The sequence below is a fragment of the Pontivivens nitratireducens genome, from assembly GCF_011290545.1.
In the GTDB taxonomy this organism is placed as follows: Bacteria; Pseudomonadota; Alphaproteobacteria; order Rhodobacterales; family Rhodobacteraceae; genus Pontivivens; species Pontivivens nitratireducens.
On the sequence record NZ_CP049811.1, the window covers coordinates 2,165,142 to 2,189,729 of the forward strand.

Consider the following 24,588-nt stretch of genomic DNA (forward strand, 5'->3'; position numbering starts at 1 on the left):
GCCCGACCTGTCGTGAAACCACGCAGGCCCCCTTACCCCCGCCCCCCACATCTGGTCTAATAGGGGCGAGCACAACACCAGACTCGGGGACCACCCTTGCCAAACGATCTATTCAAAGACGCTGCCGAGCAAAGCTACAACGCCTCCTCCATCGAAGTGCTGGAGGGGTTGGAACCGGTGCGCAAACGCCCCGGCATGTATATCGGCGGCACGGATGAGCGGGCCTTGCACCATCTGGTGGCAGAGGTGCTCGACAATTCGATGGACGAAGCCGTCGCCGGTCACGCCACAAGGATCGAGGTGGAATTGAACGCCGATCATTCCGTCACCATCCGTGATAACGGTCGCGGCATTCCCATCGACCCGCATCCCCGTTTTCCCGACAAATCCGCGCTGGAGGTGATCCTGTGCACCCTGCACGCGGGGGGTAAATTCTCGGGCAAGGCGTACCAGACCTCGGGCGGTCTGCACGGCGTCGGCATTTCGGTGGTCAACGCGCTGTCCGATCACGTCCGGGTCGAGGTTGCCCGCAACAAGGAGCTTTACGCGCAGGATTTCTCACGCGGGATTCCGCAGGGTCCGGTGGCCAAGGTCGGTGCCGCCCCCAACCGGCGCGGCACCACCGTGACCTTCCATCCCGACGCGGAAATCTTCGGCACCGCCGCCCGCTTCAAACCCGCCCGATTGCTCAAGATGGTGCGGTCCAAGGCGTACCTGTTCTCAGGCGTCGAGATCCGCTGGAAAACCGCGGTTCAGGCTGACGGCGTCCCCGCCGAGGCGACGTTCAAGTTTCCCGGCGGCTTGGCGGACTACCTCAAGGAAATCCTTGAAGGTGTTGTGACCTATGCGGAAAAACCCTTCGCAGGCAAGGTGGATTTCGGCGAGCGTTTCAACCTGCCCGGCTCCGTTGAGTGGGCAATCCACTGGACCCCGGCGCGGGACGCCTTCATGTCGTCCTACTGCAACACTGTTCCCACGCCTGAGGGCGGCACGCATGTCAGCGGCTTCTGGAATGCGCTGACCAAGGGCATCCGCGCCTATGGCGAACTTGCCCAGAACCGCAAGGCAGCGCAGATCACCCGTGACGATGTGATGGCCGGGGCGTCCTCCCTGATCTCCGTCTTCATCGCGGAGCCGGAATTTGTCGGCCAGACCAAGGACCGCCTCGCCACGACCGATGCACAACGGCTGGTCGAAACCGCGATCCGCGATCGTTTCGACACCTGGCTGGCCGCCGATCCCAAATCGGCTAGCGCGATCCTCGACTACCTCGTGCTCAAGGCCGAGGAGCGTCTGCGCCGCCGGGCGGAGAAGGAGACCGCACGCAAGACCGCGACCAAGAAACTGCGCCTGCCGGGCAAGCTGGTGGATTGCTCCACCGCCACGCGTGAGGGGACCGAGCTGTTTCTGGTGGAGGGCGACAGCGCCGGCGGATCCGCCAAGATGGCCCGCAATCGCAAGACGCAGGCCCTGCTGCCGCTGCGGGGCAAGATCCTCAACGTGCTCGGCGCTGCCTCGGCCAAGCTGAGCTCGAATCAGGAAATCAACGATCTGGGTCAGGCGCTCGGCACCGGCATGGGCACCAAGTTCCGGCTGGACGATCTGCGCTACGACAAGATCATCATAATGACCGACGCGGACGTGGACGGCGCGCATATCGCGGCGCTGCTGATGACGTTCTTCTTCACCCAAATGCGGCCCTTGATCGACGCCGGGCACCTCTACCTCGCCGCACCTCCGCTCTACCGGCTGAAACAGGGCGCGATCAGCGTTTACGCGCATGACGATGCAGAAAAGGACGCCCTGCTGGCCAAGGGTCTGGGTGGCCGCGGCAAGATCGACATCTCACGCTTCAAGGGTCTGGGGGAGATGGACGCAAAGGACCTCAAGGAAACCACGATGGACCCGACCAAGCGCACCCTGATCAAGGTCACGGTGGACGAGGACGCCCCCGGCGAAACCGGCGGTCTGGTCGAGCGCCTGATGGGCAAGAAACCGGAATTGAGGTTTCAATACATTCAGGAGAACGCTAGGTTTGTTGAGGATGTAGATGTCTAGAAGCCCGTTTGGCATGGCAACTCAGGAGCACGCCAGATTTCGGGGCGGGTGCAAAGCGATCTAGGAGAGAGTTCGACCTCGCCCTTCTATGGCGGCCGTGGATGGATTGTGATTTTCTGAACTTAATCGCGGTTGATCCATCGCTCCCACCTTATCCTGCATCAGGCAGAATCACTTAATTAGGAATGTCCGCCATGAACAAGATTTTTGCGTTGCCCCTCCTCCTCCTCGCCGCCTGCACCGCCCCCGGCAACGAAGCCACCTTCGACCGTGGCCCCCTGATCTCCGAGGCGCAGCCGACCTTGGCCGAGGACACGACGATCACCGTCACCGCGTCCGCGCGCAACGGCATCCTGACCGGGGAGAGATGTCATGCCATGGTGTCGGGCGAGCGGGTTTTCTTCTCCACCCCGGGGGAGTTGACCGCGCCCGATGGCGTGATCACCGATCTTCGCTGCACCGCGCGCGGCACGACCCTGGTCCATGACGGCCCCGTCGCCGGGACCACCTCGCAGGTCGCGTTCGTCTTTAACTGAGGTCAGCCCTCGGAAAGCTCCAACCAGGTCTCCTCGACCTTTGCCAGCTTCTCCTGCCGTTGCATCAGCCCCGCCGTCGCCTTGTCGAACTTGGCGGGGGATTTCGCGTAAAGGTCGGGATCGGCGAGGAAGGTTTCCAGTTTCGCGATCTCCGCCTGAAGGGTTTCCATCTCCGCCTCCAGCGCCGCGATCTTCACCGGGTTTCCGGCGGGCGCGGTGGTGGATTTCGGTGGCGCTTGAGTGGTTTGCTGCGCTGCCCCGCCGCCGCTTGGCTGGCGCACCGCAGTCGTCTCGTCTTCGCCGGTATCGCCGCCTTGTGCTGCAATATCGGACCAGCCGCCAGCATAGATCGTGGTGCGTCCGCCGCCTTGCATCAGAACCGTCGTGGTCGCCACCCGGTCCAGAAAATCGCGGTCGTGGGACACCAGGATAACCGTGCCATCGTAATCGGTTACAAGCTCCTGCAACAGATCCAGCGTCTCCACGTCCAGATCGTTGGTCGGCTCATCGAGGATCAGCAGATTGCTCTCACGCGCCATCAGCTTGGCCAACAGCAGACGCGCCTTCTCCCCCCCGGACAGGGCGCGGACGGGCGATCTGACCTGTTGATCGTCAAACAGGAAATCCTTGAGGTAGCCGACGACATGTCGGGCCACACCTCGCACCATCACCTGATCCGAACGGCCGGAGACCCCCAGCAGCGGATCCCCCGCAAGGCTTTCCCAAAGGCTCGCATCCGGGTCCAGCGCCGCGCGATTCTGATCGAACACCACGGCGTCCAGACCGGTGCCGATATTGATGGTGCCGGAGTCGGGATTTTCCTGACCGATCAACAGCTTGAGAAGCGATGTTTTCCCAGCGCCGTTCGGGCCCACCAGTGCCAGACGCTCCCCGCGCATCACCCGGATCGAAAAATCCTCGACGATCACAGTGTCACCGAACACCTTCGTGACATCGGTGGCCTCGACAACCAGACGGCCGGATTTCGATCCAGCCTTGAACCCCATCGCGGCCGTGCCCTGCCGTCGAATCTGGCTCGACCGTTCGTCGCGCAGTTCGCCAAGACGCCGCACACGCCCTTGATTTCGTTTGCGTCTTGCCGAAATACCCTCGACCGCCCAACGGGCCTCCTCCTTGATGAGGCGGTTGAGTTTGTGGCGCTGCATGTCCTCCTCCTCGAAGGTCTTGTCGCGCCAATCCTCAAAGGCTTCGAAGCCGCTTTCCAGGCGTCGCACCACGCCCCGGTCAACCCACAGGGTCGCGCGGGTCAGTTCGCGCAGGAACGTCCTGTCGTGTGAGATCATGACGAATGCCGACCGCGTGGCCTTCAGATGTTCCTCAAGCCAACCGATCGCCTGAATGTCGAGGTGGTTGGTCGGTTCGTCCAGCAGCATCAGATCGGGTTCGGCGGCAAGCAGTTTTGCCAGCGCGGCCCGGCGCCGCTCCCCCCCCGATGCCTGCGCCGGATCACGCTCCAGCGCCAGTTTCAGGCCCTCGGCAGCGGCGTAGACCTTCCATTCCATGCCAAGCTCCAACCCCTCCATCGCGAAATCGCCCAGCGTGTCGTAGCCGGTGAAATCAGGGTCCTGATCCATATAGCTGACCTGCATTCCGGGCCGCAGGAACCGCTGACCGGCATCGGGTTCGATCATGCCTGCCATGATCTTCATCAGCGTGGATTTGCCGGAGCCGTTGCGCCCGACCAGACAGACGCGGTCGCCCGGCTGCACGATCAATGCGGCTTGCGTGAACAGGGGATCGCCGCCGAAGGTCAGCGCGATGTCGGAGAGGGTGAGGATCGGAGGTTGTGCCATGCGCCCCACTTGGAGGGGTGGGCGGTGCGCGTCAAGTGGCTTGCATCGCAGACAGCCGCGCGGCACCGTCCGCGCATGAACACGATCACCGCGAACCCGCACGTCACCGCCACCTTCTCCCCTCCTGTCATGCGGGCGCGCGAATGGATCGCGGGGCGCACATTTCCGCCCGACCGTCCATTGCTGAATCTCAGCCAGGCGGCACCGACGGCTCCGCCCCCGGCGCAGATGAGGCAGGCAATGGCCGAGATCATCATGAATGATCCGGGGGCGCATCTTTATGGTCCCGTCCTGGGTTTGCCGGAATTGCGTGAAGCGGTCGCGGAGCGGTGGTCACAAGATTACGGCGGGCGGATCGTATCCGATCAGGTTGCCATCACCTCGGGCTGCAATCAGGCGTTTTGCGCGGCGGTCGCGTCATTGGCGCGGCAAGGCGACAACGTGATTCTGCCAACCCCGTGGTATTTCAATCATCGGATGTGGCTGGAGATGAGCGGGATCGAGACCCGCGCCCTGCCCGTGCGCGACCGCATGTTCCCCGATGTGGCGGAGGCGGAGCGTCTGATTGATGCCCACACGCGCGCCATCGTTTTGGTCACGCCGAACAACCCCACGGGGGCGGAATATCCCGCCGGTCTGATGCGGGCGTTCCTGGAACTGGCGAGACGGCATGGCCTTGCCCTGATCGTGGATGAGACATATCGCGACTTCCATTCCAGCGACGCCAGCCCGCACGACCTGTTCACCGATCCAGATTGGCACGACACGCTGATTCACCTATATTCCTTCTCCAAGGCCTTCCGGTTGACGGGTCACCGTGTCGGCGCGGTGACGGCAGGTGCAGGCCTTATGGTGCAGATCGAGAAATTCCTCGACACCGTCACGATCTGCGCCAATCAACTGGGCCAGCGGGCCGCGCTTTACGGTTTGCGTCACATGAGTGACTGGTTGCGCGGCGAACGTTCGGAGATCCTGTCGCGCAAGGCTCTGATCGACGGGCTGATTGACACGCTGGACGGGTGGGAGCGTCTGGGTTCAGGCGCTTATTTCGCCTATCTGCGCCACCCCTACGACATGACGTCCGATCAGTTGACGCAGCGGTTGGTGGCGGAACAATCGCTGTTGGTATTGCCGGGGACGATGTTCGCGCCCGAGGGCACCGATGGCTTTGCCGAGGCGACCCTGCGCGTGGCATTCGCAAATGCCGGTGAAGAGGGGCTGCGGCAGATGGCACACCGGCTCGCCGCGTTCACCCCCTGAGGGCAATCTGAGATCGGCGGCTCGCTTGCGCATCGCCAGCCCATCCCATATCACTTCGCAAACTTCTTACCGACAAGGGTCGCGACACCATGCTCAGCACCATGCGCTCGAAAAAATCCGGCATTTTCGGTTGGATCATCATCGCCCTTCTGATCCTGGGGCTGGGTGCGTTCGGTTTTACCGATATCCTCACCGGGGGCAGCGCCTCCAGCGTGGCGCGGGTGGGCAAGACCGACATCACCGTGACCGAGTATCGGCTGGCGTTCGAAAATCGTGTCAACGCGATTCAGCAGCAATACGGCCTGCGGCTCGACGCGCAGACGGCGCAGGCGCAGGGCGTCGATCAGCAGGTTCTGGGGGAATTGCTGCGCGCCGCCGCCTTGAAGGATGAGGCAACGCGGCTGGGCCTGTCCATGCCGGATCAGGTCGTGCAGCGCGCCCTGCTCGAAACGCCCGGTCTGGGCGGCACATCGGGGGAGTTCGATGCCGCTAACTATCAATTCTTCCTCAACCAGCGTGGTCTGAACGCGCAGCGGTTCGAGCAGATCATCCGCGATTCCGAAACGGTCGCCCTGCTGGGCGAGGTGATCGCTGACGGCGCGGTGTTGCCGCCGGTCGCGGCGGACGCCCTGCTCAGCTATCTGGGGGAGGAGCGCAGCGTGAACTGGGTGCTGGTTCCCGCGCAGCCCATGACCCTCGACCTGGCCGGGGACGATGCCTTGCAAGCCTATCTGGACGAGAACGCCGATCGGTTCCGCACACCGGAACAACGCGCCATCACCTACGCCTATCTGACGCCGCAAATGCTGGCCGCAGACATGGATTTCGATGAGGAGGCCCTGCGCGCCGAATATGAGCGGGACATTCAGGAGTTTCAGGCGCCCCAGCGCCGTATCGTGGATCGTCTGGCATTTTCCGACGAAGCCGCAGCGCAAACCGCGCTTGAGGCGATCGAGAGCGGTCAGACGACACTCGGCGATCAGGCGGTGGAGCGGGGATTGCAGCGCGGCGACATCTCGCTCGGCCTGATCAGCGAAACCCAGCTTGCCCGTTCCGCCCGCGCGGCGGTCTTCGGACCGGATGCGACCGGCATCGTCGGCCCTGTCACGACCGATCTGGGCCCGACCCTGTTTTCGATCAACGCGATCATCCCGGCCAGCGAAACCGCCTTCGCGGATGCGCGCGACGACCTGCGGCAGCGTCTGGCCCTCGCCGAGGCGGAGGAGATCGTGATCTCCGAAAGCTTGCGGGTCGAGGAACTGATTGCGGGGGGCGCCACGCTCGAACAGATCGCAGAGGAAAGCGCCTATGCCCTGGGCACCGCCACCGTCACACAGGACCAATCCGCCGAACTGCCGTCCGAGGTGATCGAAGAAGCCTTCGCCAGCGATATCGGCGCGGATCGTGACCAGATCGAGGCGGGCGACCTGTCGTTCTATGCCGTGCGCGTGGATGAGGTTATCGCTCCCGCCCTGCCCCCACTGGCCGAGATTCGCACCGATGTAGCCGATGCTTGGCGCGCCGACGCGGCCCGCGATGCGGCGATGGAGCGGGCGCAGGAGCTGCAAACCGCGCTTTCCGACGGCCTGACCCTCAGCACACTGGCACAGCGCGAGGAGCTTGAATTGCAAACGGATGAGGGGCTGACGCGCGACGCGGAGAACGGCTTCCTCAGCCCCGAGGCCACCGCCGCTGTGTTCGAGGCGGAGCAAGGCACGGCGATGATTTTCGAGGATGAAGCGGGGGCGATCCTCCTCACCCTCACGGACGTGACGCCCTACGAGCTGGAGGATGAAAACGCCCAGACACTTCGCAACCTGTTCACCGATCAGACCCGCGTCGATGTCGAACGGGACATGATCGGATATTTCGCCAACGCCATCGCGGATGAGCGCGGCATCGTCGTCAATCAGGCCGTGCTCGATCAAATCGTGCAAAGTCTGCGCTGAGCCATGCATCTGCTCCCCGAACTTTCCGATTTCACCGCCGCGTTCGAGGCTGGTCGCAATCAGGTCGTGTGGACCAGACTGGTCGCGGATCTGGACACTCCGGTCAGCGTGATGCTCAAGATTGCGGGCGCGCGGCGCGACAGCTTCATGCTGGAATCCGTTACCGGGGGCGAAAACAGGGGGCGCTATTCTGTCATCGGGCTGAAACCTGATCTGATCTGGCGCTGTCGCGGGCCGCAGGCGGAAATCAACCGCAATGCCCGCTTCGACGCGGACGCCTTCGTTTCTGATCAGGCCGAACCTTTGGACAGCCTGCGGGCGCTGCTGGCGGAATGCCGTGTGGATCTGCCACAGGATCTGCCGCCGATGGCCGCAGGTCTGTTCGGATATCTGGGCTACGACATGGTTCGCCATGTGGAGCATCTGCCCGACGTCAATCCGGATCCACTGGACCTGCCCGACGCGGTGATGATGCGCCCCAGCGTCGTGGCCATCGTCGATGCGGTCAAGGACGAGGTAATCGTCGTCTCGCCTGTATGGGCCGGTTCCGGGCAGAGCGCCCGCGCCGCGCACGCGCAGGCGGCGGAACGGGTGATGGATGTCGTTGCCGACCTGGACCGCGCGCCCACTGGCGCCCGGCGAGAGGTCGTCGGCACCTCCGAAATGCCTGAGCCTGTCTCCAACACTACGCGTGAGGGCTACGCCGCCATGGTGGAGAAGGCCAAGGATTACATCCGCGCGGGCGACATCTTTCAGGTCGTTCCCTCGCAGCGCTGGTCACTGCCGTTCGAGGAATCGCCCTTCGCGCTGTATCGCTCGCTGCGCCGCACGAATCCCTCGCCCTACATGTTTTATTTCGATTTCGGCGGGTTTCAGGTTATTGGCGCCAGCCCCGAGATTCTGGTGCAGGTCCGGGCGGGAAAGGTAACGATCCGGCCCATCGCAGGCACACGCAAGCGGGGTGCAACGCCCGAGGCGGATCTGGCGTTGGAGCGTGAGTTGCTGGCTGATCCCAAGGAACGGGCGGAACACCTCATGCTGCTCGATCTGGGGCGCAACGATGTGGGGCGCGTGGCCCGAATCGGCACGGTCAAGCCGACGGAAACCTTCATCATCGAACGCTATTCCCATGTCATGCATATCGTCAGCAATGTGGAGGGACGCCTGCGCGACGGTGTCGATGCGCTCGACGCTTTGCTGGCCGGTTTGCCCGCAGGTACGGTCTCCGGCGCGCCCAAGGTTCGAGCCATGCAGATCATTGATGAGCTGGAGACGGAAAAACGCGGTGTCTATGGCGGTGGCGTCGGCTATTTTTCCGCCGATGGCGAAATGGACATCTGCATCGCCCTGCGCACCGCCGTGCTAAAGGACAGCACGCTTTATGTTCAGGCCGGTGGCGGTGTCGTCTACGACAGCGATCCGGAGGCTGAATATCAGGAAACGGTCAACAAGGCCGGTGCCCTGATGGCCGCCGCCCACGACGCGATTTCTCAGGCGCGGCGGGGCAACGGCTAGGCGCGCAACGCGGGGCTAGTCGCCTTCCTCAGCTACTCGTCTAATGCTCAGGCCAGCGCTGGATCGCTCCCCGGTTCAGCGACTGTCCTCGAACCGTTCCAGCAGGGGCGTGACCGGTGACAGGGAGACCGCGCGGCTGGCGGGTGAAAATGCCCAGGTCACGATGCTGGTGATCGTCTCGGAATTGCCCTGCCCGATCAGCATCGCACCGCCGCTGCTGCGTGCTTCCAGCGCAACGCGTTGCAGTCCGTTGACCATCGTGGCACCCCCCAACGAACTGTCGAGTCTGCGATCCACGGTTGCGCTGGGAACGCCGGCGGCGGCAGCCAGACGATCCGCCTGATTGAAGCCCCGCCCGGCCTGCGTCACCATCACGTGCCCGCTCAGCACCAGATAATCGAGGGCGGCGCGGGTCACGCGGCTGTCGGAACTCATCGCGCCCCCCTCGGCATCGATCACACCGATGGCTTCAGGCACAGCCATGAAAACCCCGGCGAGGGTTTCGGCCACACCCTGATCGTCCATCTCACCCATTGCGGTAGCTATATCCTGCGGGATCATTGCCAGAACCTCGAACCCGGCGGCACGAAACGCGCGGGACCGTTCGACCGCGTCCGGCGCGTTGGCCGGGATCGCGACGGTCAACGGCAGGCTGAGCGCGTCGATGGTTTCCTGCGGAAAATCACCGGTCCCCCCATCGATCAGGACGACCGAGATCAGCGGCTGACCCTCAGGAACAAGGAAATTCGACGCGAAGATCCGGCGCGGCGCTTCCTCGGGCGGGACAGGGGCACTGACGAGCTCTGCTTCAGGCAGGATGCTGACAGGGGCGGCGACAACAGGTGCGGGGGCAGGCTCTGCCTGCGGAATCGCATCCGCTGACGAACCGCCGACTTCGGGTTGAATGCCCGTGACGCGGGGCCGGGTCAGCGATCCATCCGCATTCATGCGGGGCAAGTTCGCCGTGGGGGCATCCGCGCCCGGTGCGGCCGCAGGCTCCAACCCCGGGCCCGGCGCATTGATCCCCGCGCGGGGCCGTGCCGGCGCGGTTACCACGCTCAACCGCGCGGTTTGCGTTTCGGGTGCGTTCAGGCCCGCCCCGCCCTGTGGCGTGGTGAAGCCGTCGGAGGGGGCAGTGGCGACCGGTGCGCCGCTTCGCGCACCCTCATTTGCATCGGGCGCAGGGGCAAGAGCCACACTGCCCGGATTGACTTGCGGGTCCACCGCCGGGGCACTGGATGGCACGACCGGTTCAGAGGTCCGGGGCCGCGTCGCCTCCAACTGACGGGTCACCGGCCCGGTATTGGTCTGTCCTTCGAGCGTCGGCAGCCGGGGCGGCAGCGGGATTTCATCTATCTGCTGCACCTTATCGAGCGTGGGCGGAGGAAAGGCGACCGCCGCGCCGACAAACGCCGCCACACTCAGGACGAGACCGCCGATAAATCCGCCGAAAAACCCTGATCCATCGCGTCGTGCCGCCATGTCGCTCTCCCTCAATCGCTTTGCCGCGCCAGTGATCCCTTGACCCCGGCATGGACTTCCCCGCATTTATACCGCGCACAGGCAGGTGTAACAGCATGAATGTGCGAACCTATCAGGTCGCAGGGCGGATTGGGCCCCGCGCAACCAGAAAAAACGGGCAAGGAAACGGGCCGGATATGCTGCTTCTGATCGATAATTATGACAGCTTCACCTACAATCTTGTCCATTATGTGGGCGAGTTGGGCGTCGATGTTCGGGTCGAGCGGAATGACGCCCTGAACGTGCAACAGGCGATGGCGCTGCGCCCCTCGGCCATCCTGCTTAGCCCCGGTCCATGTGACCCCGATCAGGCCGGAATTTGCCTGGCGCTGGTGGCGGCGGCTGCGGAAACGCGCACGCCGCTGATGGGTGTGTGTCTGGGGCACCAGGCCATCGGGCAGCATTTCGGCGGCAAGGTCGTGCGCGCCGATGACATCATGCACGGAAAGGTCGATACCATCCGCCACACCGGACGCGGGCCGTTCGCCGATATCGACGGGCCCTTTCAGGCGACCCGCTATCATTCCCTGACGGTGGCGCGGGATTCGATTCCCGATTGTCTGGAAATCACCGCGGATGTCGCTGATGGAACCGTGATGGGGTTGAGCCATCGTGAGCTGCCGATCCACGGCGTACAGTTCCACCCCGAATCCATAGCCTCCGAACATGGTCACCGTATGCTGCGGACCTTCCTCGACCTGGCCCCTGAATTGAAAGCGCCCGCGCATGTCTGAACGCCTCAAACCGCTGATCGCCGCCGCCGTCGATCGCCCCCTGACCCGTGCCGAGGCGGAGGAAGCATTCGACGTGCTGATGACGGGTGAGGCCACCGCCCATCAGATCGGCGGGTTTCTGATGACCCTGCGCACGCGGGGCGAGGTGGTGGACGAATACGCCGCCGCAGCCACGGTGATGCGGGCGAAATGTGCCGCCGTCAGGGCGCCCGAGGGCGCGATGGATATTGTGGGAACCGGCGGCGACGGCAAGGGTACGCTGAACATCTCCACCGCCACGGCCTTTGTTGTTGCGGGGGCCGGGGTCGTGGTGGCAAAGCATGGCAACCGCAACCTGTCGTCGAAATCCGGGGCGGCGGATGCGCTTGGCCAGATGGGCATCGACGTGATGGTCGGCGTGGATGTGGTGGAGCGGGCGCTGAACGAAGTCGGCATCGCCTTCATGATGGCCCCCATGCACCACCCCGCCAATCGCCATGTGATGCCCGCCCGGCAGGAGCTCGGCACACGCACGATTTTCAACATTCTGGGTCCTTTGACCAATCCGGCTGGCGTCAAGCGGCAACTGACAGGCGCGTTTTCACGTGAGCTGATCCGTCCGATGGCGGAAACGTTGCAGGCTCTCGGCTCGGACCGGGCGTGGCTGGTCCATGGCTCGGACGGCACGGATGAACTGAGCGTTGCGGGGCTCAGTTGGGTTGCCGCCCTCGAAGATGGCGTCGTGACCGAGCTTGAGGTCCACCCCGAGGATGCCGGCCTGCCCGTGCACCCGTTCGAGGATCTGATGGGCGGCGATCCGGCGGACAACGCGGTCGCGCTTCGCGCTCTGCTCGATGGTCAGCACAGTGCCTATCGTGATGCGGTCCTGCTCAACGCCGCCGCCGCACTTCTGGTCGCGGGCAAGGTGGACGATCTGAAGGACGGTGTCGGCATAGCACGTGAAAGCATCGACAGCGGTGCCGCGCGCGCAAAGGTCGAGGCATTGGCGAAGGCCACGCAAGCCTGAACCGCAAGTGGTCGAGGTCCCCGAAATGCAGATACCTCAGGCATGGTCGCATCTTTCGTTCTTCGACGCGCATTACCCCGCGATCGCGCGGCACCTGGCCGGACAGGAGCACGTCCTGCCCCCGGAACCGCTGCGCTTCGCCGCGCTGGACGCCGTGCGACCCGAGGATGTCCACGTCGTTATCCTGGGTCAGGACCCCTATCCCACGGCAGGTCACGGCAACGGGCTGGCCTTTTCCGTCAATGCGGAAATCTCGCCATTACCCCGCTCCTTAGGTAATATTTTCAAGGAGATGCAGGACGATATCAACGCGACGCCCGCCACCGGCGATCTGTCCCACTGGGCCGCGCAGGGGGTCTTGCTGCTCAACACCGCGTTGAGCGTACGTGAGGGCGAGGCCGGGTCGCACGCGCGTCTGGGATGGGATCGTCTGGTGGTGGAGGTTCTGGCCGAGGTCTCGACCCGCCCAACGGCGTTCGTCCTGTGGGGACGGCATGCACAGGGTTTGCGCGGCCATATCGCGCCAGCCGATCACCTGATGATCGAGACGGCGCACCCCTCGCCCCTGTCTGCCCGACGCGGGTTTTTCGGGTCACGTCCCTTTAGCCGGGTGAACACCTGGCTGAAGGCGCGCGGTGCGTCCCCCATCGACTGGGCCGGACAGGCTTTTCAAGCTGCACGCCCCGGCGTAAAGGTGACCCCATGACCAATGTTCTGGACCGTATCAAAGCCTACAAGCTCGACGAGATCGCCGCGCGAAAGGCCCGCTGCCCGCAGGGTGAAATCGAGGCTCTCGCCCGGCAGGCATCGCCGGTTCGCGACTTTGCAGGTGCGATACAGGCCCGCATCGCGCAGGGCGATTATGCCCTTATCGCAGAGGTAAAGAAGGCCAGCCCGTCGAAGGGGTTGATCCGTGAGGATTTTCAGCCCGCCGCGCTGGCCGCCGCATATCAGGCGGGGGGGGCGACCTGCCTCAGCGTTCTGACGGATGCGCCCAGTTTTCAGGGGCATGAGGATTTCCTCATCGCGGCACGCGCTGCTGTCGATCTGCCAGTGCTGCGCAAGGATTTCATGTACGATCCGTGGCAAGTGGCGGAGGCCCGCAGCCTCGGCGCCGATTGCATCCTCATCATCATGGCCAGCGTATCCGACGCGCAGGCGGAGGAGTTGGAAGCCGCCGCCGAGGCGTGGAACATGTCCGCCCTGATCGAGGTGCACGACGCGCCGGAACTGGAGCGCGCACTCGCCTTACGCTCCCCCCTGATGGGCATAAACAACCGCAATCTCAAGACGTTCGAGACGTCTCTTGAGACGACGCGCGATCTGGCGGCGCAGGTTCCGGAGGACCGGATTCTGGTTTCCGAAAGCGGCATGTCCACGGCGGGGGATCTCGCGACCCTGTCCGGTTACGGCGCGCGCGCCTTCCTGATCGGGGAAAGCCTGATGCGCCAGCAGGATGTCGAGGTCGCGACCCGAACCCTGCTTTCGAACCCGGTGCGGATGGGGGCCACGACATGAGCCTGACACATTTCGACGCCAAGGGTGACGCCCATATGGTTGACGTGACGGACAAGGAGGTCACCACCCGCACCGCCACCGCGCGCGGTTCGGTCGTGATGTCCGAGGAAACCCGCGCATTGGTCCGGGACGGCACAGCCAAGAAGGGCGACGTTCTGGCCGTCGCACGGCTTGCCGGGATCATGGCGGCCAAGAAGACCGCCGACCTGATCCCGCTCTGCCACCCCCTCCCCCTGTCCAAGGTCTCGCTCGACCTCGACCTGTCCGCATCGGGCGTCGAAATTTCAGCGACTGTGCGCACATCCGGACGCACCGGGGTGGAGATGGAGGCGTTGAGCGCCGTCACCGTCGCCGCGCTGACCGTCTATGACATGCTCAAGGCGGTGCAAAAGGACATGCAGATCACCGATATCCGACTGACCTACAAGGATGGCGGCAAGTCCGGCCGGTTCGAGGCGGAATGATCCCAGTTCAAGAGGCATTGCAGCGTATCCGCGCACTGATCACAACGATGCCGGTGGAGGATGTGTTTCTGCGCGACAGCACGAACCGCATTCTGGCGCACCCGGTCGCGGCACGACGCACGCAGCCGCCCTTCGCGGCTTCGGCGATGGATGGCTATGCGGTGCGGGATGTCGATACAGCGGTCGGCGCTACGCTCCGAGTCATCGGCGAATCTCAGGCGGGTCGCGGTTATGCCGGGGATCTGCCGCCGGGCTGCGCGGTACGCATCTTCACCGGCGCACCCGTTCCCGAGGGGGCTGAACGGGTCGTCATTCAGGAGGATGTCAGCCGATCCGGCGACCACATCACGATCAATCAGACCGGGGACGGGCGCAACATTCGCCCCGCAGGCGGCGATTTCACCGAGGGCGATCGCGTGCAACCCGGCCGGATCACCCCGGCGCGCCTCGCCCTCTTGGCCGCGATGAACGTTCCTGAGGTCCCCGTCTATCGACGCCCGGTGATCGGACTGATCGCGACGGGCGACGAACTGGTTGTACCGGGTGAGGTTCCCGGCCCGGATCAGATCGTCAGCTCCAACATCTACGCCGTCGCCGCCATCGTCGAGGCCGCGGGCGGCATCGCGCGAATCCTTCCCATCGCACCCGATACGACTGACGGTCTGCGTGAAGTTCTGGATTTGGCCAGCGCCGCCGACATGATCGTCACATTGGGCGGCGCATCAGTGGGCGATCACGATCTGGTCGCTCAGGTCGCGGGTGAGGCGGGTCTGGCGCTGGATTTCTACAAGGTTGCCATGCGCCCTGGCAAACCGCTGATGGCGGGGCGTCTGGGACAGGCGGTGATGATCGGCCTGCCGGGCAATCCCGTGTCCGCCTTTGTATGCGCGCAGATTTTCCTGCGCCCCGCGCTCGACCTGATGCTGGGCGGCAATGGCGATGCCCTGCCGCGAACGAAGCGCCCCCTCGCCGAAGCAGTCGGCCCGAATGGGAACCGGGAACACTACATGCGCGCCGTGCGTGTCGGTGAAAAAGTGCGCATATTCCAACGGCAGGACAGCGCATTGCTGAGCGTTCTGGACGCCGCCGACACATTGGTCGTGCGCCCGCCCAACGATCCGCCGCGTGAAATTGGTGATATGGTAGCGACAATCCATCTGGATTGAGACGCGCGGCCGTTGACACAAAACGAGAACTTTTATAGAACCACTGGGAACGATCGCTTTTGATCGTCGCATGGTCCTGTGAACCTGGATGCGGCGAACGCGATGACAGGGAGTTTTATGATGCTGACGCGCAAGCAGCTCGATCTGCTCAACTTCATCCATGCCCGTGTCCAGAAGGACGGCGTTTCCCCCTCTTTCGATGAGATGAAGGAGGCGCTGGATCTTCGCTCCAAATCCGGAATTCACAGGCTGATTACAGCGCTGGAGGAACGGGGCTTCATCCGCCGCCTCGCCCATCGTGCCAGGGCGATTGAAATCGTCCGTATGCCCGACAGCGCGGAACCCTCCGGCTTCCGCCCCACCGCCATTCCCGGCGGGTTGAGCGACATGCCCCCCGCCGCGTTGAAGGTGCGGGCGGGCGACTCGATCGAGTTGCAGGTGATGGGCCGGATCGCGGCCGGTACGCCGATCGAGGCGATTCAGCAGGTCGCCAGCCACGTTTCCGTCCCCGGCGGCATGATCCAGCGCGGCGGTCGCCACTATGCGCTGGAGGTCAAGGGCGATTCGATGAAGGACGCCGGCATCAACGACGGCGATATCGTCGTGATTCAGGAACAGGACGATGCGAACAACGGTGACATCGTCGTTGCGCTGGTCGAGGATCAGGAGGCGACGCTGAAACGTCTGCGCAAGCGCGGCAGTGCGGTGGCCTTGGAGGCCGCGAACCCTGCCTATGAGACGCGCGTATATCGCGATGATCAGGTAAAGGTGCAGGGGCGTCTCGTCGGGCTGATCCGCACCTACTGACCGGTTGCGGTCCAGGGCCGCGCCGCCTCATGCCCTGCCACCGTTGCAAGGTCGTAGCCGTCATCGCTCAGCCAGTAGGCAACCCCTTTCGTTGCGCGCAGCGGATCGCGACGCCACACCTGCCCGCATGTTTGCGTGGACGGCGGCAAGGGCAAATCGGGCGACCATGCTGTCGCGATCAGGATCGTGCGATCATCGCATTCCGGCAGATCGGCGGGCCAGCGGCTGCGGCTCGATATCTGGATTAACTGCCACCCGTTTGTCAGGTCCACCTTTTGCCAGCCCTGCCCGCTCTGCGCTGTCCACCTTCGCGCAGCCTCCGCCTGTGACGCATCATCGCCATCATCCGCCAGCCAGCTGCGAGCCGCGAAGCTGTTGCCGGACGCGCGACTGAGTGCGCGATCATCCTCGGTCATCACCCCGATCAAGCGACCACTGGCGGTGATCAGGACCTCGGGCCGTTCACTTTCGAACCATAACCACGCGGCGAGACTGAACAGAATCACCCCCACCCATCGCCCCGCTCCGCGCCAGAGGATCGACCATATGCCGCCCAAGCTAATCATCGGCAGGACGTACCACGGCCCTGCCTTGATACCTCGGGTCGCACCGTCCAGCCCTGCCACCCAATGGGCGACACCCAGAACAGTCTCGATTCCGAATGCCATCACCAAAAGGGCGACTGCCTCCATCCCGACCAGTGCGAGGCACCCCGCCAGAACTCCCGCCGGCATGATGACCGCGCCCATCAGAGGCACGGCCATCAGGTTCGCGATCAGCCCCAGTTGCGACACCTGATTGAAATGGAACGCGCCCAGGGGTGCTGTCGCCAGACCCGCAACGCTGGTCGTGATGAGCAGCGCGATGCCAGCGCGATACCGGCTGACCCAGCCCTTTCCTTCGTCCCTCCACCAGGTGAACCCGCGCAAGGCCTCGAACACCGCCACCAATGCAGCGGTCGCCGCGAATGAGAGCTGAAATCCGGCTTGCAACAGGCTCTCCGGTCTGACCAGCAGGATCAACATTGCCGCAAGGGCCACACCGCGCAGGGTAAAGGCGGGCCGGTCCAGCAGAACCGCCGTCAGGACCACCGCGACCATGACGAACGCCCGTTGCGTAGGGACCGAGGCGCCGGACAGCACCAAGTAGCCTGCCCCGGCAATCAGCGCCGCCACGGCCCCCCATTTCTTGATGGGATATCGCACAGCCAGACCGGGGATCAGAGCCAACCCACGACGCACCACCGCAAACACAAACGCGGTCAGCAGCCCCATGTGCAGGCCGGAGATCGCCAGCAGATGTGCCAGATTGGATGCTCTGAGATCACGCAAGACCTCCTGATCCACGGTGGACCGATCCCCTGTCAGGATCGCCGCCGCGAAACCTGCCGCAGGTTCGCGCATTTCGGCCCGGATCCCATCCGCAAGCGCCATGCGCGCTCGAAAAATTGGTGCGCTCGGCCCGTCCTCCAACACCATCGCCGGTAATTCGGTATAGCCCACGGCGCTGAGCCGTTCGAACCATGCAAGCCGCCTGAAATCGAACCCACCGGGTGAGACCGGCCCGCCCGGCGGTCCGATGCGCGCCGTCAGCATCACCGTGCGTCCAGCAATCGCAGGCGGCAAGCCCGCCGCCCCGGTGAGCGAAATGCGCACCCGTGCGACCGGGGGTCCGCCATACAGGATCACCTCATCAAGCAAGACGCGCGGATTGCCCGACGCGGAGCGGCCTATATTGATCACCCGCCCCGATATCGTGCCGTAGAAATCGCGCTCCAACACCGGATGGCTGACGATCTGCGTCCTCAACGTTGCGTTGACGAACCCAAGGCACGGAATGGCGATGATGAAAGCAAGCGCCCCCGCGCTCAAACCGCCCCGATATCCCAGCAAACACAACCCCGCTCCTATCAGGACCAGCATGGCGTGCCAGATTGTCGGTTCGGACGGCCACGCGAAATAGATACCTATGCCGATACCGAACAGCACAGGCACCCACAGGACCAACTGGCGACGTTGCGGTTCGAGGGCTTCATCCAGCCATGTCAGAGCCGAGCGCCTTGTCGGCGGGAGCGCGATTGCATTAAACACGGGGAGCATCTTCGACCCCGTATGGTTACCGGAAAGTTAACACCTCATGAACACCCCTGTCGTCACGCGCTTCGCCCCATCGCCCACGGGCTTCCTGCATATCGGCGGCGCACGCACGGCGCTGTTCAACTGGCTGTTTGCGCGCGCAAATGGCGGCAAGTTTCTGCTGCGCATCGAGGATACGGACCGTGCCCGCTCCACCCCCGAAGCGACGGAGGCTATTTTCAACGGCTTGAAATGGCTGGGGCTGGATTGGGATGATGAGGCGGTCAGCCAGGCCGCCCGCATGGACCGCCATGCCGAGGTGGCGCACCAGATGCTGGAAAATGGCAGCGCTTATAAATGTTTCGCCACGCAGGAGGAGATAGCGGCCTTTCGTGACGCGGCGAAGGAGGCCGGCACCTCGACCGTCTACCGCTCCCCCTGGCGGGACGCGACAGACCTGCCGGATGCGCCCTATGTCGTGCGGCTCAAGGCACCGCGCGAGGGCGAAATCGTTGTCGAGGATGCGGTTCAGGGCCGCGTCGCGTGGAAAAGCGAAACGCTGGACGATCTGATCCTGCTGCGGTCGGACGGAACGCCGACCTATATGCTGGCCGTGGTGGTGGACGATCACGACATGGGCGTGACGCATGTGATCCGGGGCGATGACCACCTGACCAATGCCGCGCGGCAGGTGCTGATCCTGGATGCGATGGGCTGGCCGCGCCCGGTCTACGCGCATATCCCGCTGATCCATGGTGAGGACGGGGCGAAATTCTCGAAGCGTCACGGTGCGCCCGGCGTCGAGGATTACCGCGACATGGGCTATCCGGCCGAGGCGATGCGCAATTACCTCGCACGGTTGAGCTGGAGCCACGGCGACGATGAGTTCTTCACGACTGCGCAGGCGATCGAGTGGTTCGGGCTGGATGCGATTTCCAAGGGGGCAGCGCGATTCGACTTCAAAAAGCTCGACAACCTGTCCGGTCAGCACATCCGCGCGATGGATGACGCGGACCTGACGCAACTGCTAACGGACTATATGGCGCTGCAACAAATGCCCGTTCCCGGCCCCGAAATCCGTGAAAGCCTGACCCAGGCAATGCCTGCCCTGAAAGAGAGGGCGAAGAAACTGCCCGATCTTATTGAAATGGGTCACTATCTTCTGACCTCACGGCCTATCGAGATGGATGCCAAGGCGGCCTCTCAGATCGATGATGTATCCCGTGGTATGCTGGAAAGATTGACTGAGCGGTTGCGGAATGTTACTTGGACGCACACTGATCTGGAGGCTACGATCAAGGCCTTCGCCGGGGAAGAAGAGCTCAAGCTGGGCAAAGTCATGCAACCGATGCGCTCGGCTCTGACTGGTCGCTCCACCTCTCCCAGTATATTCGATGTGCTCGTCCATCTGGGGCGGGAGGAGAGCCTGGCGCGGATCGACGACGTGCTCGCTGCCGGTTGAGGTACGGGCCATCGGGGTGCCGATGTGATTCGGCCCAGGGGGATCGCTCCCCCGGACATATAGAACACCGAGGCGGGGCCTTTGCCTGCCCGTAGGACAGGGACGTACGAATGACCGACAACAAGACCGCTAAACTCAACGTCAACGGCAAGGATCTCGAACTTGGCGTAATGAGCCCGACCCTCGGGCCGGATGTCGTGGATATCTCCAAGCTGTATGCTCAGGCCGACGTGTTCACCTTCGATCCGGGCTTCACCTCCACCGCGTCGTGCGAAAGCGCGATCACCTTCATTGACGGTGACAAGGGTGAGTTGCTGCACCGGGGTTATCCCATCGACCAGCTGGCGGCAAAATCACATTACCTCGAGGTGTGCTACCTGCTGCTCTACGGTGAGCTGCCGACGGCGCAACAGCTTGAGGATTTCACCAACCGCGTGACGAACCACACCATGCTGCATGAGCAGATGACGCACTTCTTCCGTGGCTTCCGGCGCGATGCGCACCCCATGGCCATCGTGTGCGGCGTCGTTGGCGCGATGTCGGCATTCTATCACGATTCCACCGATGTGAACGATCCGTGGCAGCGTGAGGTCGCGTCGATTCGCATGATCGCGAAACTGCCGACGATCACCGCCTGGGCCTACAAGTATTCGGTAGGACAGCCCTTCGTTTACCCCGACAACACGCTGGATTACGCCTCGAACTTCCTGCGCATGTGCTTCGCGGTTCCGGCGGAGGAATATGTCGTCGATCCGATCCTGGCGCGCGCAATGGATCGCATCTTTACCCTGCACGCGGATCACGAGCAAAATGCCTCGACCTCCACCGTGCGCCTTGCAGGGTCGTCTGGCGCCAACCCGTTCGCCTGCATCGCCGCGGGTGTTGCGTGTCTGTGGGGGCCCGCTCATGGCGGCGCGAACGAGGCCGCTCTGAACATGCTGCGCGAAGTCGGTTCGGTGGATCGTATCCCCGAGTTCATCGCAAGGGCGAAAGACAAGGACGATCCCTTCCGTCTGATGGGCTTCGGCCACCGGGTCTACAAGAACTTCGACCCACGTGCCAAGGTGATGAAGGAGAGCGCGGACGAGGTGCTCGCTCTGCTCGGCGTCGAGAATAACCCGACGCTTCAGGTCGCCAAGGAACTGGAGAAGATCGCGCTGGAGGATCCGTATTTCGTAGATCGGAAACTCTATCCCAACGTTGATTTCTATTCCGGCATCATCCTTGACGCGATGGGCTTCCCCACTTCCATGTTTACCCCGATCTTCGCACTGTCGCGGACCGTGGGCTGGATCTCTCAGTGGAAGGAAATGATCGCCGACGAGAAGCAGAAAATCGGCCGTCCGCGCCAGCTTTACACCGGCGCGACACATCGCGATTACATCAACGTCGAAAACCGCTGATATTTCGGGGCGTCCTTCGGGGCGCCCCTTTTCCATTGCGGCATGCAGCCTCCGCGACCGGTGCTACGACGTCAGCCGCTCCACCGCTGCCACGACGGAACGCGCCGCGCGAATACCAGGTTCATCCTCGGCTGTGCCGAGCATAGCCATCGCCTGCACCAAATCACTGCGCTGCGCCGCCGCGACTGCGGGGTCGTCCAAAATGGGGCGCAATGCCGCTGCAATATTTTGCGGCGTGCAGTTCTCCAGCAAGACCTCAGGCACTGCTGCGCGCTGCAGCAATACGTTGACGAGGTTGACATATTTCGTCTTCACCATCCGTTTGACGATGAACGAACTGATCGGGGACATACGGTAGGCAATCACCGAAGGGCACCCCGCCATCGCCAATTCCAGCCCCACGGTGCCAGATGCAGCCAGCGCCGCATCGGCCATATGAAACAAGGCCCGTTTGCGTGCCTGTGCATCTGCCGGGGCATGTCCGTGCGGGTTCAGTATTGTCGCGCGGAAGGGCCAGTTTTCGACCTCCTCCACGACTTGATCGTGAACATGGGCGACCGTCGGCACGACGACATGCACGTCGTTATGGCTAAGCAAGCCCAACGTTGCCCCGAATGGAGCCGCCAGACGGCTAACCTCACCACGGCGCGAACCGGGCAAAACCGCCAGAATGCGTATTCCGTTCGCGATGCCCAACTCTTGACGCAAAGCCTCCATCTGCGCGGGGGACGGTTGCGGCTCGGCCACGACGGGGTGGCCGACGAAATCGCAGGTCATTCCGGCGGCGCGCATGTAAGGCGGCTCGAAGGGCAGCAAGGCCAGCACGTGATCGACATATCGCGCCATCTTCGCGGCGCGGCGCGGCCGCCAGACCCAGACCGAGGGCGCGACATAGTGAATGACCGGCAAGGCGCGGTCCTCACGCACCTTGGCCGCCACGCGCAGGCAAAAATCCGGGCTGTCGATGGTGATAAGCGCATCCGGGCTCAGATCGAGCACGGCCTGAGCCGCCTCGTCACGCCGCTTGAACAGACTGCGCAGTCGCGGCAAAACCTCGATCAGGCCCATCACGCTCAACTCTTCCATCGGGAACAGGCTGTCCAACCCCTCCGCCTGCATCAGCGGGCCGCCGATGCCGTGAAACTCGACGTGGGGAACCACTGTTTTCAGGCCAGCCATCAGCGCCGCGCCCAGCTTGTCGCCCGATGGTTCACCCGCGATCAGGAATACCTTCATGGTTTGATCCATATGAAAAGTCCCGCCTCATCCGCCGCCGCAACGGTCGCGTCACGGTCCAGAATCAGGACGCCATTCGCCTCGATCACGATGCCATCCAGACCAGCGCGGACAGCATTTTCAACCGTTTGTGGGCCAATTGCAGGCATGTCAATCGCGCGGTCCTGTCCCTGTTTGAGCCGTTTGACCAGAACCCCACCGTGATCCGAGCGGACCTGGCCAATCATCTCCAGCATGTGATCCGTGCCGAACAGCGTCTCGATGCCCAAGGTAAGTCCCCGGTGCACCACCGCCCCCTGCCCGACATCATGTGCGGCCAGCGCGGCCAGTATCGCCTCAGCCTTCGCCACGTCGGAGGCGTTGTCGGCGCTCGGCTTCGCACGGGTTGGCACATCCTCAGCCCAGGTCAGTGGAACGATCTGGTCCGCGCCGATCAGGATCAGGCCCTCTGCCTCCAACAGACCACGAACGGTGCGCAGTAGCGCGTCGTCCCCTTTGCGCAAGGCGGGTAGCAATTTTGGCAGCCAGGTCAATGCCTTGCCGTCGAGCTTGAGCGGATTGACCACGGGCCTTTCCACGCCGCCGGCCATCGTGACATGCGTACATCCGGCCGTGGCGAGGGCATTCAGGATGCGCCGGACGGCGGTAATCGCCTGAATCTCATGCGGATGGTCGTGAACCCAATCCCCGACAAAGCCGTCCAGACCGACGATCATGTAAGGCAGCCCTGCCTGCGCCCGCGCCTCCGCCACCAGTCGCGGCAATGCTCCGCGCCCGGCGATGATTCCCAGCGGCGTCGCCGGGCCGGGCCCAGTCACGGCGTGGCAACAGAGCGCGCGTGCTCCGACAGAATGAAGCCTGTGATCTGCTGAACCAGCTCGTTGTCCGGGTGATCATCGGCGGTTCGTCGTGCCCGCTCATGCAGAGTTCCCGTGCCATCGACGAATATCGCCTGATAGGCGGCCCGCAGGGCATGAAGTCGCGCCCGCTCCACACCCCGTCGTTTCAAACCGGTGATGTTCAGGCCAGCCAAGCTTCCCCGATTGCCCACGATGGAGCCGTAGGGGATCACGTCCTTCGTAACCATCGAGACGGCGCCGATCATCGCGCCCTGTCCGATATGAACGAACTGATGCACGCCGGACTGACCGCCGACGATAACGTTGTCCTCCAGCACGCAATGCCCTGCGATTGCAGCGTTGTTGGCGAGAACGATCCGATTGCCCAGATTGCAGTCATGGCCGACATGCGTGCCCAGCATCATCAGGTTGTCGTCCCCGAGGATGGTTATGCCGGTGCCACCCGAGGTGCCCGGATTGATCGAGGTCGACTCGCGGATCATGTTGCGTTTGCCGATCCGAATCCTGGTCCGCTCACCCGAGAATTTCAGATCCTGCGGCTGATGCCCGATCGACGCGAAGGGCCAGACGCGCGTCTCATCCCCGATCTCGGTCAGTCCGGCCACCACGACGTGCGAGAACAGATGCACACGCTCGCCCAGCACCACCTCGGGCCCGATCACACAAAATGGACCGATCACACATTGTGAGCCGATGGTTGCGCCCTCCTCGATGATCGAGGTGGGATGAATCGTGGCGTCGGGGGCAATGGCCATCAGCCTTCCTCGGGAGGAACGATCATCGCGGCAAAGACGCATTCCGTCGCGATCTCACCGTTGACGCGGGCCTCACCCTTGAATTTCCAGACCTTGCCCCGCCCGCGGATCGTGGTGACCTGCAACTCCAGCACGTCGCCCGGCACGACCTTGCGGCGAAAACGACACTCATCCACCGTCATGAAATAGACCAGCGCATTCTTGTCGATCAAACCCAGAGAGGCGGAGACGAGTACGGCCGAGGTTTGCGCCAGCGCCTCGATCTGAAGCACGCCGGGCATGACGGCCTCCTGCGGGAAATGGCCCTCGAAATGCGGTTCGTTGGCGGTTACGTTCTTGATGCCGATGGCGAATTTTCCCTCAACCATATCGCGCACAGCGTCTATCAGAAGGAACGGATAACGGTGCGGAATCATCCGCTTGATCTCCGCCAGATCGGCGGTGGGCTT

21 protein-coding genes are annotated in these 24,588 nt (G+C 63.5%); 14 read left to right on the forward strand and 7 right to left on the reverse strand.

Going from position 1 to position 24,588, the window contains the following annotated elements:
- Nucleotides 1-96 precede the first annotated feature (96 nt).
- A complete protein-coding gene (gene parE / locus G8E03_RS10760) occupies nt 97-2,058 on the forward strand; it encodes a DNA topoisomerase IV subunit B (protein ID WP_166191542.1) in 1,962 nt (653 codons plus the stop codon).
- A gap of 194 nt (nt 2,059-2,252) precedes the next feature.
- Nucleotides 2,253-2,594 (forward strand): hypothetical protein, encoded by a 342-nt coding sequence (locus G8E03_RS10765; protein ID WP_166191545.1) that lies wholly within the window; start codon nt 2,253-2,255, stop codon nt 2,592-2,594.
- 2 nt (nt 2,595-2,596) lie between these two features.
- Here the strand turns inward: G8E03_RS10765 and G8E03_RS10770 are convergent, their stop codons facing one another.
- Nucleotides 2,597-4,408 (reverse strand): ABC-F family ATP-binding cassette domain-containing protein, encoded by a 1,812-nt coding sequence (locus G8E03_RS10770; protein ID WP_166191548.1) that lies wholly within the window; start codon nt 4,406-4,408, stop codon nt 2,597-2,599.
- A gap of 75 nt (nt 4,409-4,483) precedes the next feature.
- Here G8E03_RS10770 and G8E03_RS10775 point away from each other — a divergent pair, with 75 nt between their 5' ends.
- The 3 genes from G8E03_RS10775 to trpE all read left to right on the forward strand — a co-directional run bounded on the left by G8E03_RS10775 (nt 4,484) and on the right by trpE (nt 9,132).
- Complete coding sequence (locus tag G8E03_RS10775; RefSeq protein WP_166194126.1) at nt 4,484-5,668, forward strand: aminotransferase; 1,185 nt, start codon at nt 4,484-4,486, stop codon at nt 5,666-5,668.
- An 89-nt stretch (nt 5,669-5,757) separates the two neighbouring features.
- Nucleotides 5,758-7,617 (forward strand): peptidylprolyl isomerase, encoded by a 1,860-nt coding sequence (locus G8E03_RS10780; protein WP_166191551.1) that lies wholly within the window; start codon nt 5,758-5,760, stop codon nt 7,615-7,617.
- Between the two features lie 3 nt (nt 7,618-7,620).
- Nucleotides 7,621-9,132, forward strand: coding sequence for an anthranilate synthase component I (gene trpE / locus G8E03_RS10785; RefSeq protein WP_166191554.1), 1,512 nt, complete (start codon nt 7,621-7,623; stop codon nt 9,130-9,132).
- 75 nt (nt 9,133-9,207) lie between these two features.
- Here trpE and G8E03_RS10790 read toward each other — a convergent pair whose 3' ends face one another.
- Entirely contained in the window at nt 9,208-10,614 is a 1,407-nt protein-coding gene (locus tag G8E03_RS10790; RefSeq protein ID WP_166191557.1) for a polysaccharide deacteylase family 2 protein, read from the reverse strand.
- A 176-nt stretch (nt 10,615-10,790) separates the two neighbouring features.
- Between G8E03_RS10790 and G8E03_RS10795 the strand changes: the two genes are divergently transcribed.
- The 7 genes from G8E03_RS10795 (at nt 10,791) to lexA (ending at nt 16,348) form a co-directional block, all read left to right on the forward strand.
- Nucleotides 10,791-11,387, forward strand: a complete 597-nt coding sequence (locus G8E03_RS10795) for an anthranilate synthase component II (RefSeq protein ID WP_166191560.1) — start codon at nt 10,791-10,793, stop codon at nt 11,385-11,387.
- A complete protein-coding gene (trpD, locus tag G8E03_RS10800; protein ID WP_166191563.1) occupies nt 11,380-12,393 on the forward strand; it encodes an anthranilate phosphoribosyltransferase in 1,014 nt (337 codons plus the stop codon). The genes G8E03_RS10795 and trpD overlap by 8 nt, the downstream gene beginning before the upstream one ends.
- 25 nt (nt 12,394-12,418) lie before the next feature.
- A complete protein-coding gene (locus G8E03_RS10805) occupies nt 12,419-13,099 on the forward strand; it encodes a uracil-DNA glycosylase (protein WP_166191566.1) in 681 nt (226 codons plus the stop codon).
- The gene (gene trpC / locus G8E03_RS10810) at nt 13,096-13,911 is read left to right on the forward strand and encodes an indole-3-glycerol phosphate synthase TrpC (RefSeq protein ID WP_166191569.1); all 816 of its coding nucleotides are present in this window, start codon (nt 13,096-13,098) and stop codon (nt 13,909-13,911) included. The genes G8E03_RS10805 and trpC overlap by 4 nt, the downstream gene beginning before the upstream one ends.
- Nucleotides 13,908-14,375: a cyclic pyranopterin monophosphate synthase MoaC gene (moaC, locus tag G8E03_RS10815; protein ID WP_166191572.1), complete on the forward strand. Its 468-nt coding sequence runs from the start codon at nt 13,908-13,910 to the stop codon at nt 14,373-14,375. Before trpC ends, moaC begins: the two co-directional genes overlap by 4 nt.
- Nucleotides 14,372-15,541, forward strand: a complete 1,170-nt coding sequence (locus G8E03_RS10820; protein ID WP_166191575.1) for a molybdopterin molybdotransferase MoeA — start codon at nt 14,372-14,374, stop codon at nt 15,539-15,541. Before moaC ends, G8E03_RS10820 begins: the two co-directional genes overlap by 4 nt.
- Nucleotides 15,542-15,661: 120 nt before the next feature.
- Nucleotides 15,662-16,348: a transcriptional repressor LexA gene (gene lexA, locus G8E03_RS10825; protein WP_166191578.1), complete on the forward strand. Its 687-nt coding sequence runs from the start codon at nt 15,662-15,664 to the stop codon at nt 16,346-16,348.
- On the opposite strand, the gene G8E03_RS10830 is transcribed toward lexA, so the two are convergent.
- A complete protein-coding gene (locus G8E03_RS10830) occupies nt 16,342-18,447 on the reverse strand; it encodes a ComEC/Rec2 family competence protein (protein WP_205793069.1) in 2,106 nt (701 codons plus the stop codon). The genes lexA and G8E03_RS10830 overlap by 7 nt on opposite strands.
- A gap of 37 nt (nt 18,448-18,484) precedes the next feature.
- Here G8E03_RS10830 and gltX point away from each other — a divergent pair, with 37 nt between their 5' ends.
- Both gltX and gltA read left to right on the forward strand, forming a co-directional pair.
- Entirely contained in the window at nt 18,485-19,885 is a 1,401-nt protein-coding gene (gene gltX, locus G8E03_RS10835) for a glutamate--tRNA ligase (protein ID WP_166191583.1), read from the forward strand.
- 110 nt (nt 19,886-19,995) lie between these two features.
- Nucleotides 19,996-21,288, forward strand: a complete 1,293-nt coding sequence (gene gltA / locus G8E03_RS10840) for a citrate synthase (RefSeq protein WP_166191586.1) — start codon at nt 19,996-19,998, stop codon at nt 21,286-21,288.
- A 63-nt stretch (nt 21,289-21,351) separates the two neighbouring features.
- Here gltA and lpxB read toward each other — a convergent pair whose 3' ends face one another.
- From lpxB to fabZ, 4 genes are read right to left on the reverse strand one after another with little or no spacing between them, the layout of a single operon-like run.
- A complete protein-coding gene (gene lpxB, locus G8E03_RS10845; protein WP_166191589.1) occupies nt 21,352-22,524 on the reverse strand; it encodes a lipid-A-disaccharide synthase in 1,173 nt (390 codons plus the stop codon).
- Complete coding sequence (locus G8E03_RS10850; protein WP_166191592.1) at nt 22,521-23,342, reverse strand: LpxI family protein; 822 nt, start codon at nt 23,340-23,342, stop codon at nt 22,521-22,523. Before G8E03_RS10850 ends, lpxB begins: the two co-directional genes overlap by 4 nt.
- Entirely contained in the window at nt 23,339-24,139 is an 801-nt protein-coding gene (lpxA, locus tag G8E03_RS10855; protein ID WP_166191595.1) for an acyl-ACP--UDP-N-acetylglucosamine O-acyltransferase, read from the reverse strand. Before lpxA ends, G8E03_RS10850 begins: the two co-directional genes overlap by 4 nt.
- Nucleotides 24,139-24,555, reverse strand: coding sequence for a 3-hydroxyacyl-ACP dehydratase FabZ (fabZ, locus tag G8E03_RS10860; protein ID WP_430693245.1), 417 nt, complete (start codon nt 24,553-24,555; stop codon nt 24,139-24,141). Before fabZ ends, lpxA begins: the two co-directional genes overlap by 1 nt.
- Nucleotides 24,556-24,588 lie beyond the last annotated feature (33 nt).

Coding starts and splice junctions, on each gene's coding strand:
- G8E03_RS10765 (WP_166191545.1), top strand. CDS start 2,253: ATGAACAAGATTTTTGCGTTGCCCCTCCTCCTCCTCGCCGCCTGCACC.
- G8E03_RS10770 (WP_166191548.1), bottom strand. CDS start 4,408: ATGGCACAACCTCCGATCCTCACCCTCTCCGACATCGCGCTGACCTTC.
- G8E03_RS10775 (WP_166194126.1), top strand. CDS start 4,484: ATGAACACGATCACCGCGAACCCGCACGTCACCGCCACCTTCTCCCCT.
- G8E03_RS10780 (WP_166191551.1), top strand. CDS start 5,758: ATGCTCAGCACCATGCGCTCGAAAAAATCCGGCATTTTCGGTTGGATC.
- trpE (WP_166191554.1), top strand. CDS start 7,621: ATGCATCTGCTCCCCGAACTTTCCGATTTCACCGCCGCGTTCGAGGCT.
- G8E03_RS10790 (WP_166191557.1), bottom strand. CDS start 10,614: ATGGCGGCACGACGCGATGGATCAGGGTTTTTCGGCGGATTTATCGGC.
- G8E03_RS10795 (WP_166191560.1), top strand. CDS start 10,791: ATGCTGCTTCTGATCGATAATTATGACAGCTTCACCTACAATCTTGTC.
- trpD (WP_166191563.1), top strand. CDS start 11,380: ATGTCTGAACGCCTCAAACCGCTGATCGCCGCCGCCGTCGATCGCCCC.
- G8E03_RS10805 (WP_166191566.1), top strand. CDS start 12,419: ATGCAGATACCTCAGGCATGGTCGCATCTTTCGTTCTTCGACGCGCAT.
- trpC (WP_166191569.1), top strand. CDS start 13,096: ATGACCAATGTTCTGGACCGTATCAAAGCCTACAAGCTCGACGAGATC.
- moaC (WP_166191572.1), top strand. CDS start 13,908: ATGAGCCTGACACATTTCGACGCCAAGGGTGACGCCCATATGGTTGAC.
- G8E03_RS10820 (WP_166191575.1), top strand. CDS start 14,372: ATGATCCCAGTTCAAGAGGCATTGCAGCGTATCCGCGCACTGATCACA.
- lexA (WP_166191578.1), top strand. CDS start 15,662: ATGCTGACGCGCAAGCAGCTCGATCTGCTCAACTTCATCCATGCCCGT.
- G8E03_RS10830 (WP_205793069.1), bottom strand. CDS start 18,447: ATGCTCCCCGTGTTTAATGCAATCGCGCTCCCGCCGACAAGGCGCTCG.
- gltX (WP_166191583.1), top strand. CDS start 18,485: ATGAACACCCCTGTCGTCACGCGCTTCGCCCCATCGCCCACGGGCTTC.
- gltA (WP_166191586.1), top strand. CDS start 19,996: ATGACCGACAACAAGACCGCTAAACTCAACGTCAACGGCAAGGATCTC.
- lpxB (WP_166191589.1), bottom strand. CDS start 22,524: ATGAAGGTATTCCTGATCGCGGGTGAACCATCGGGCGACAAGCTGGGC.
- lpxA (WP_166191595.1), bottom strand. CDS start 24,139: ATGGCCATTGCCCCCGACGCCACGATTCATCCCACCTCGATCATCGAG.
- fabZ (WP_430693245.1), bottom strand. CDS start 24,555: ATGATTCCGCACCGTTATCCGTTCCTTCTGATAGACGCTGTGCGCGAT.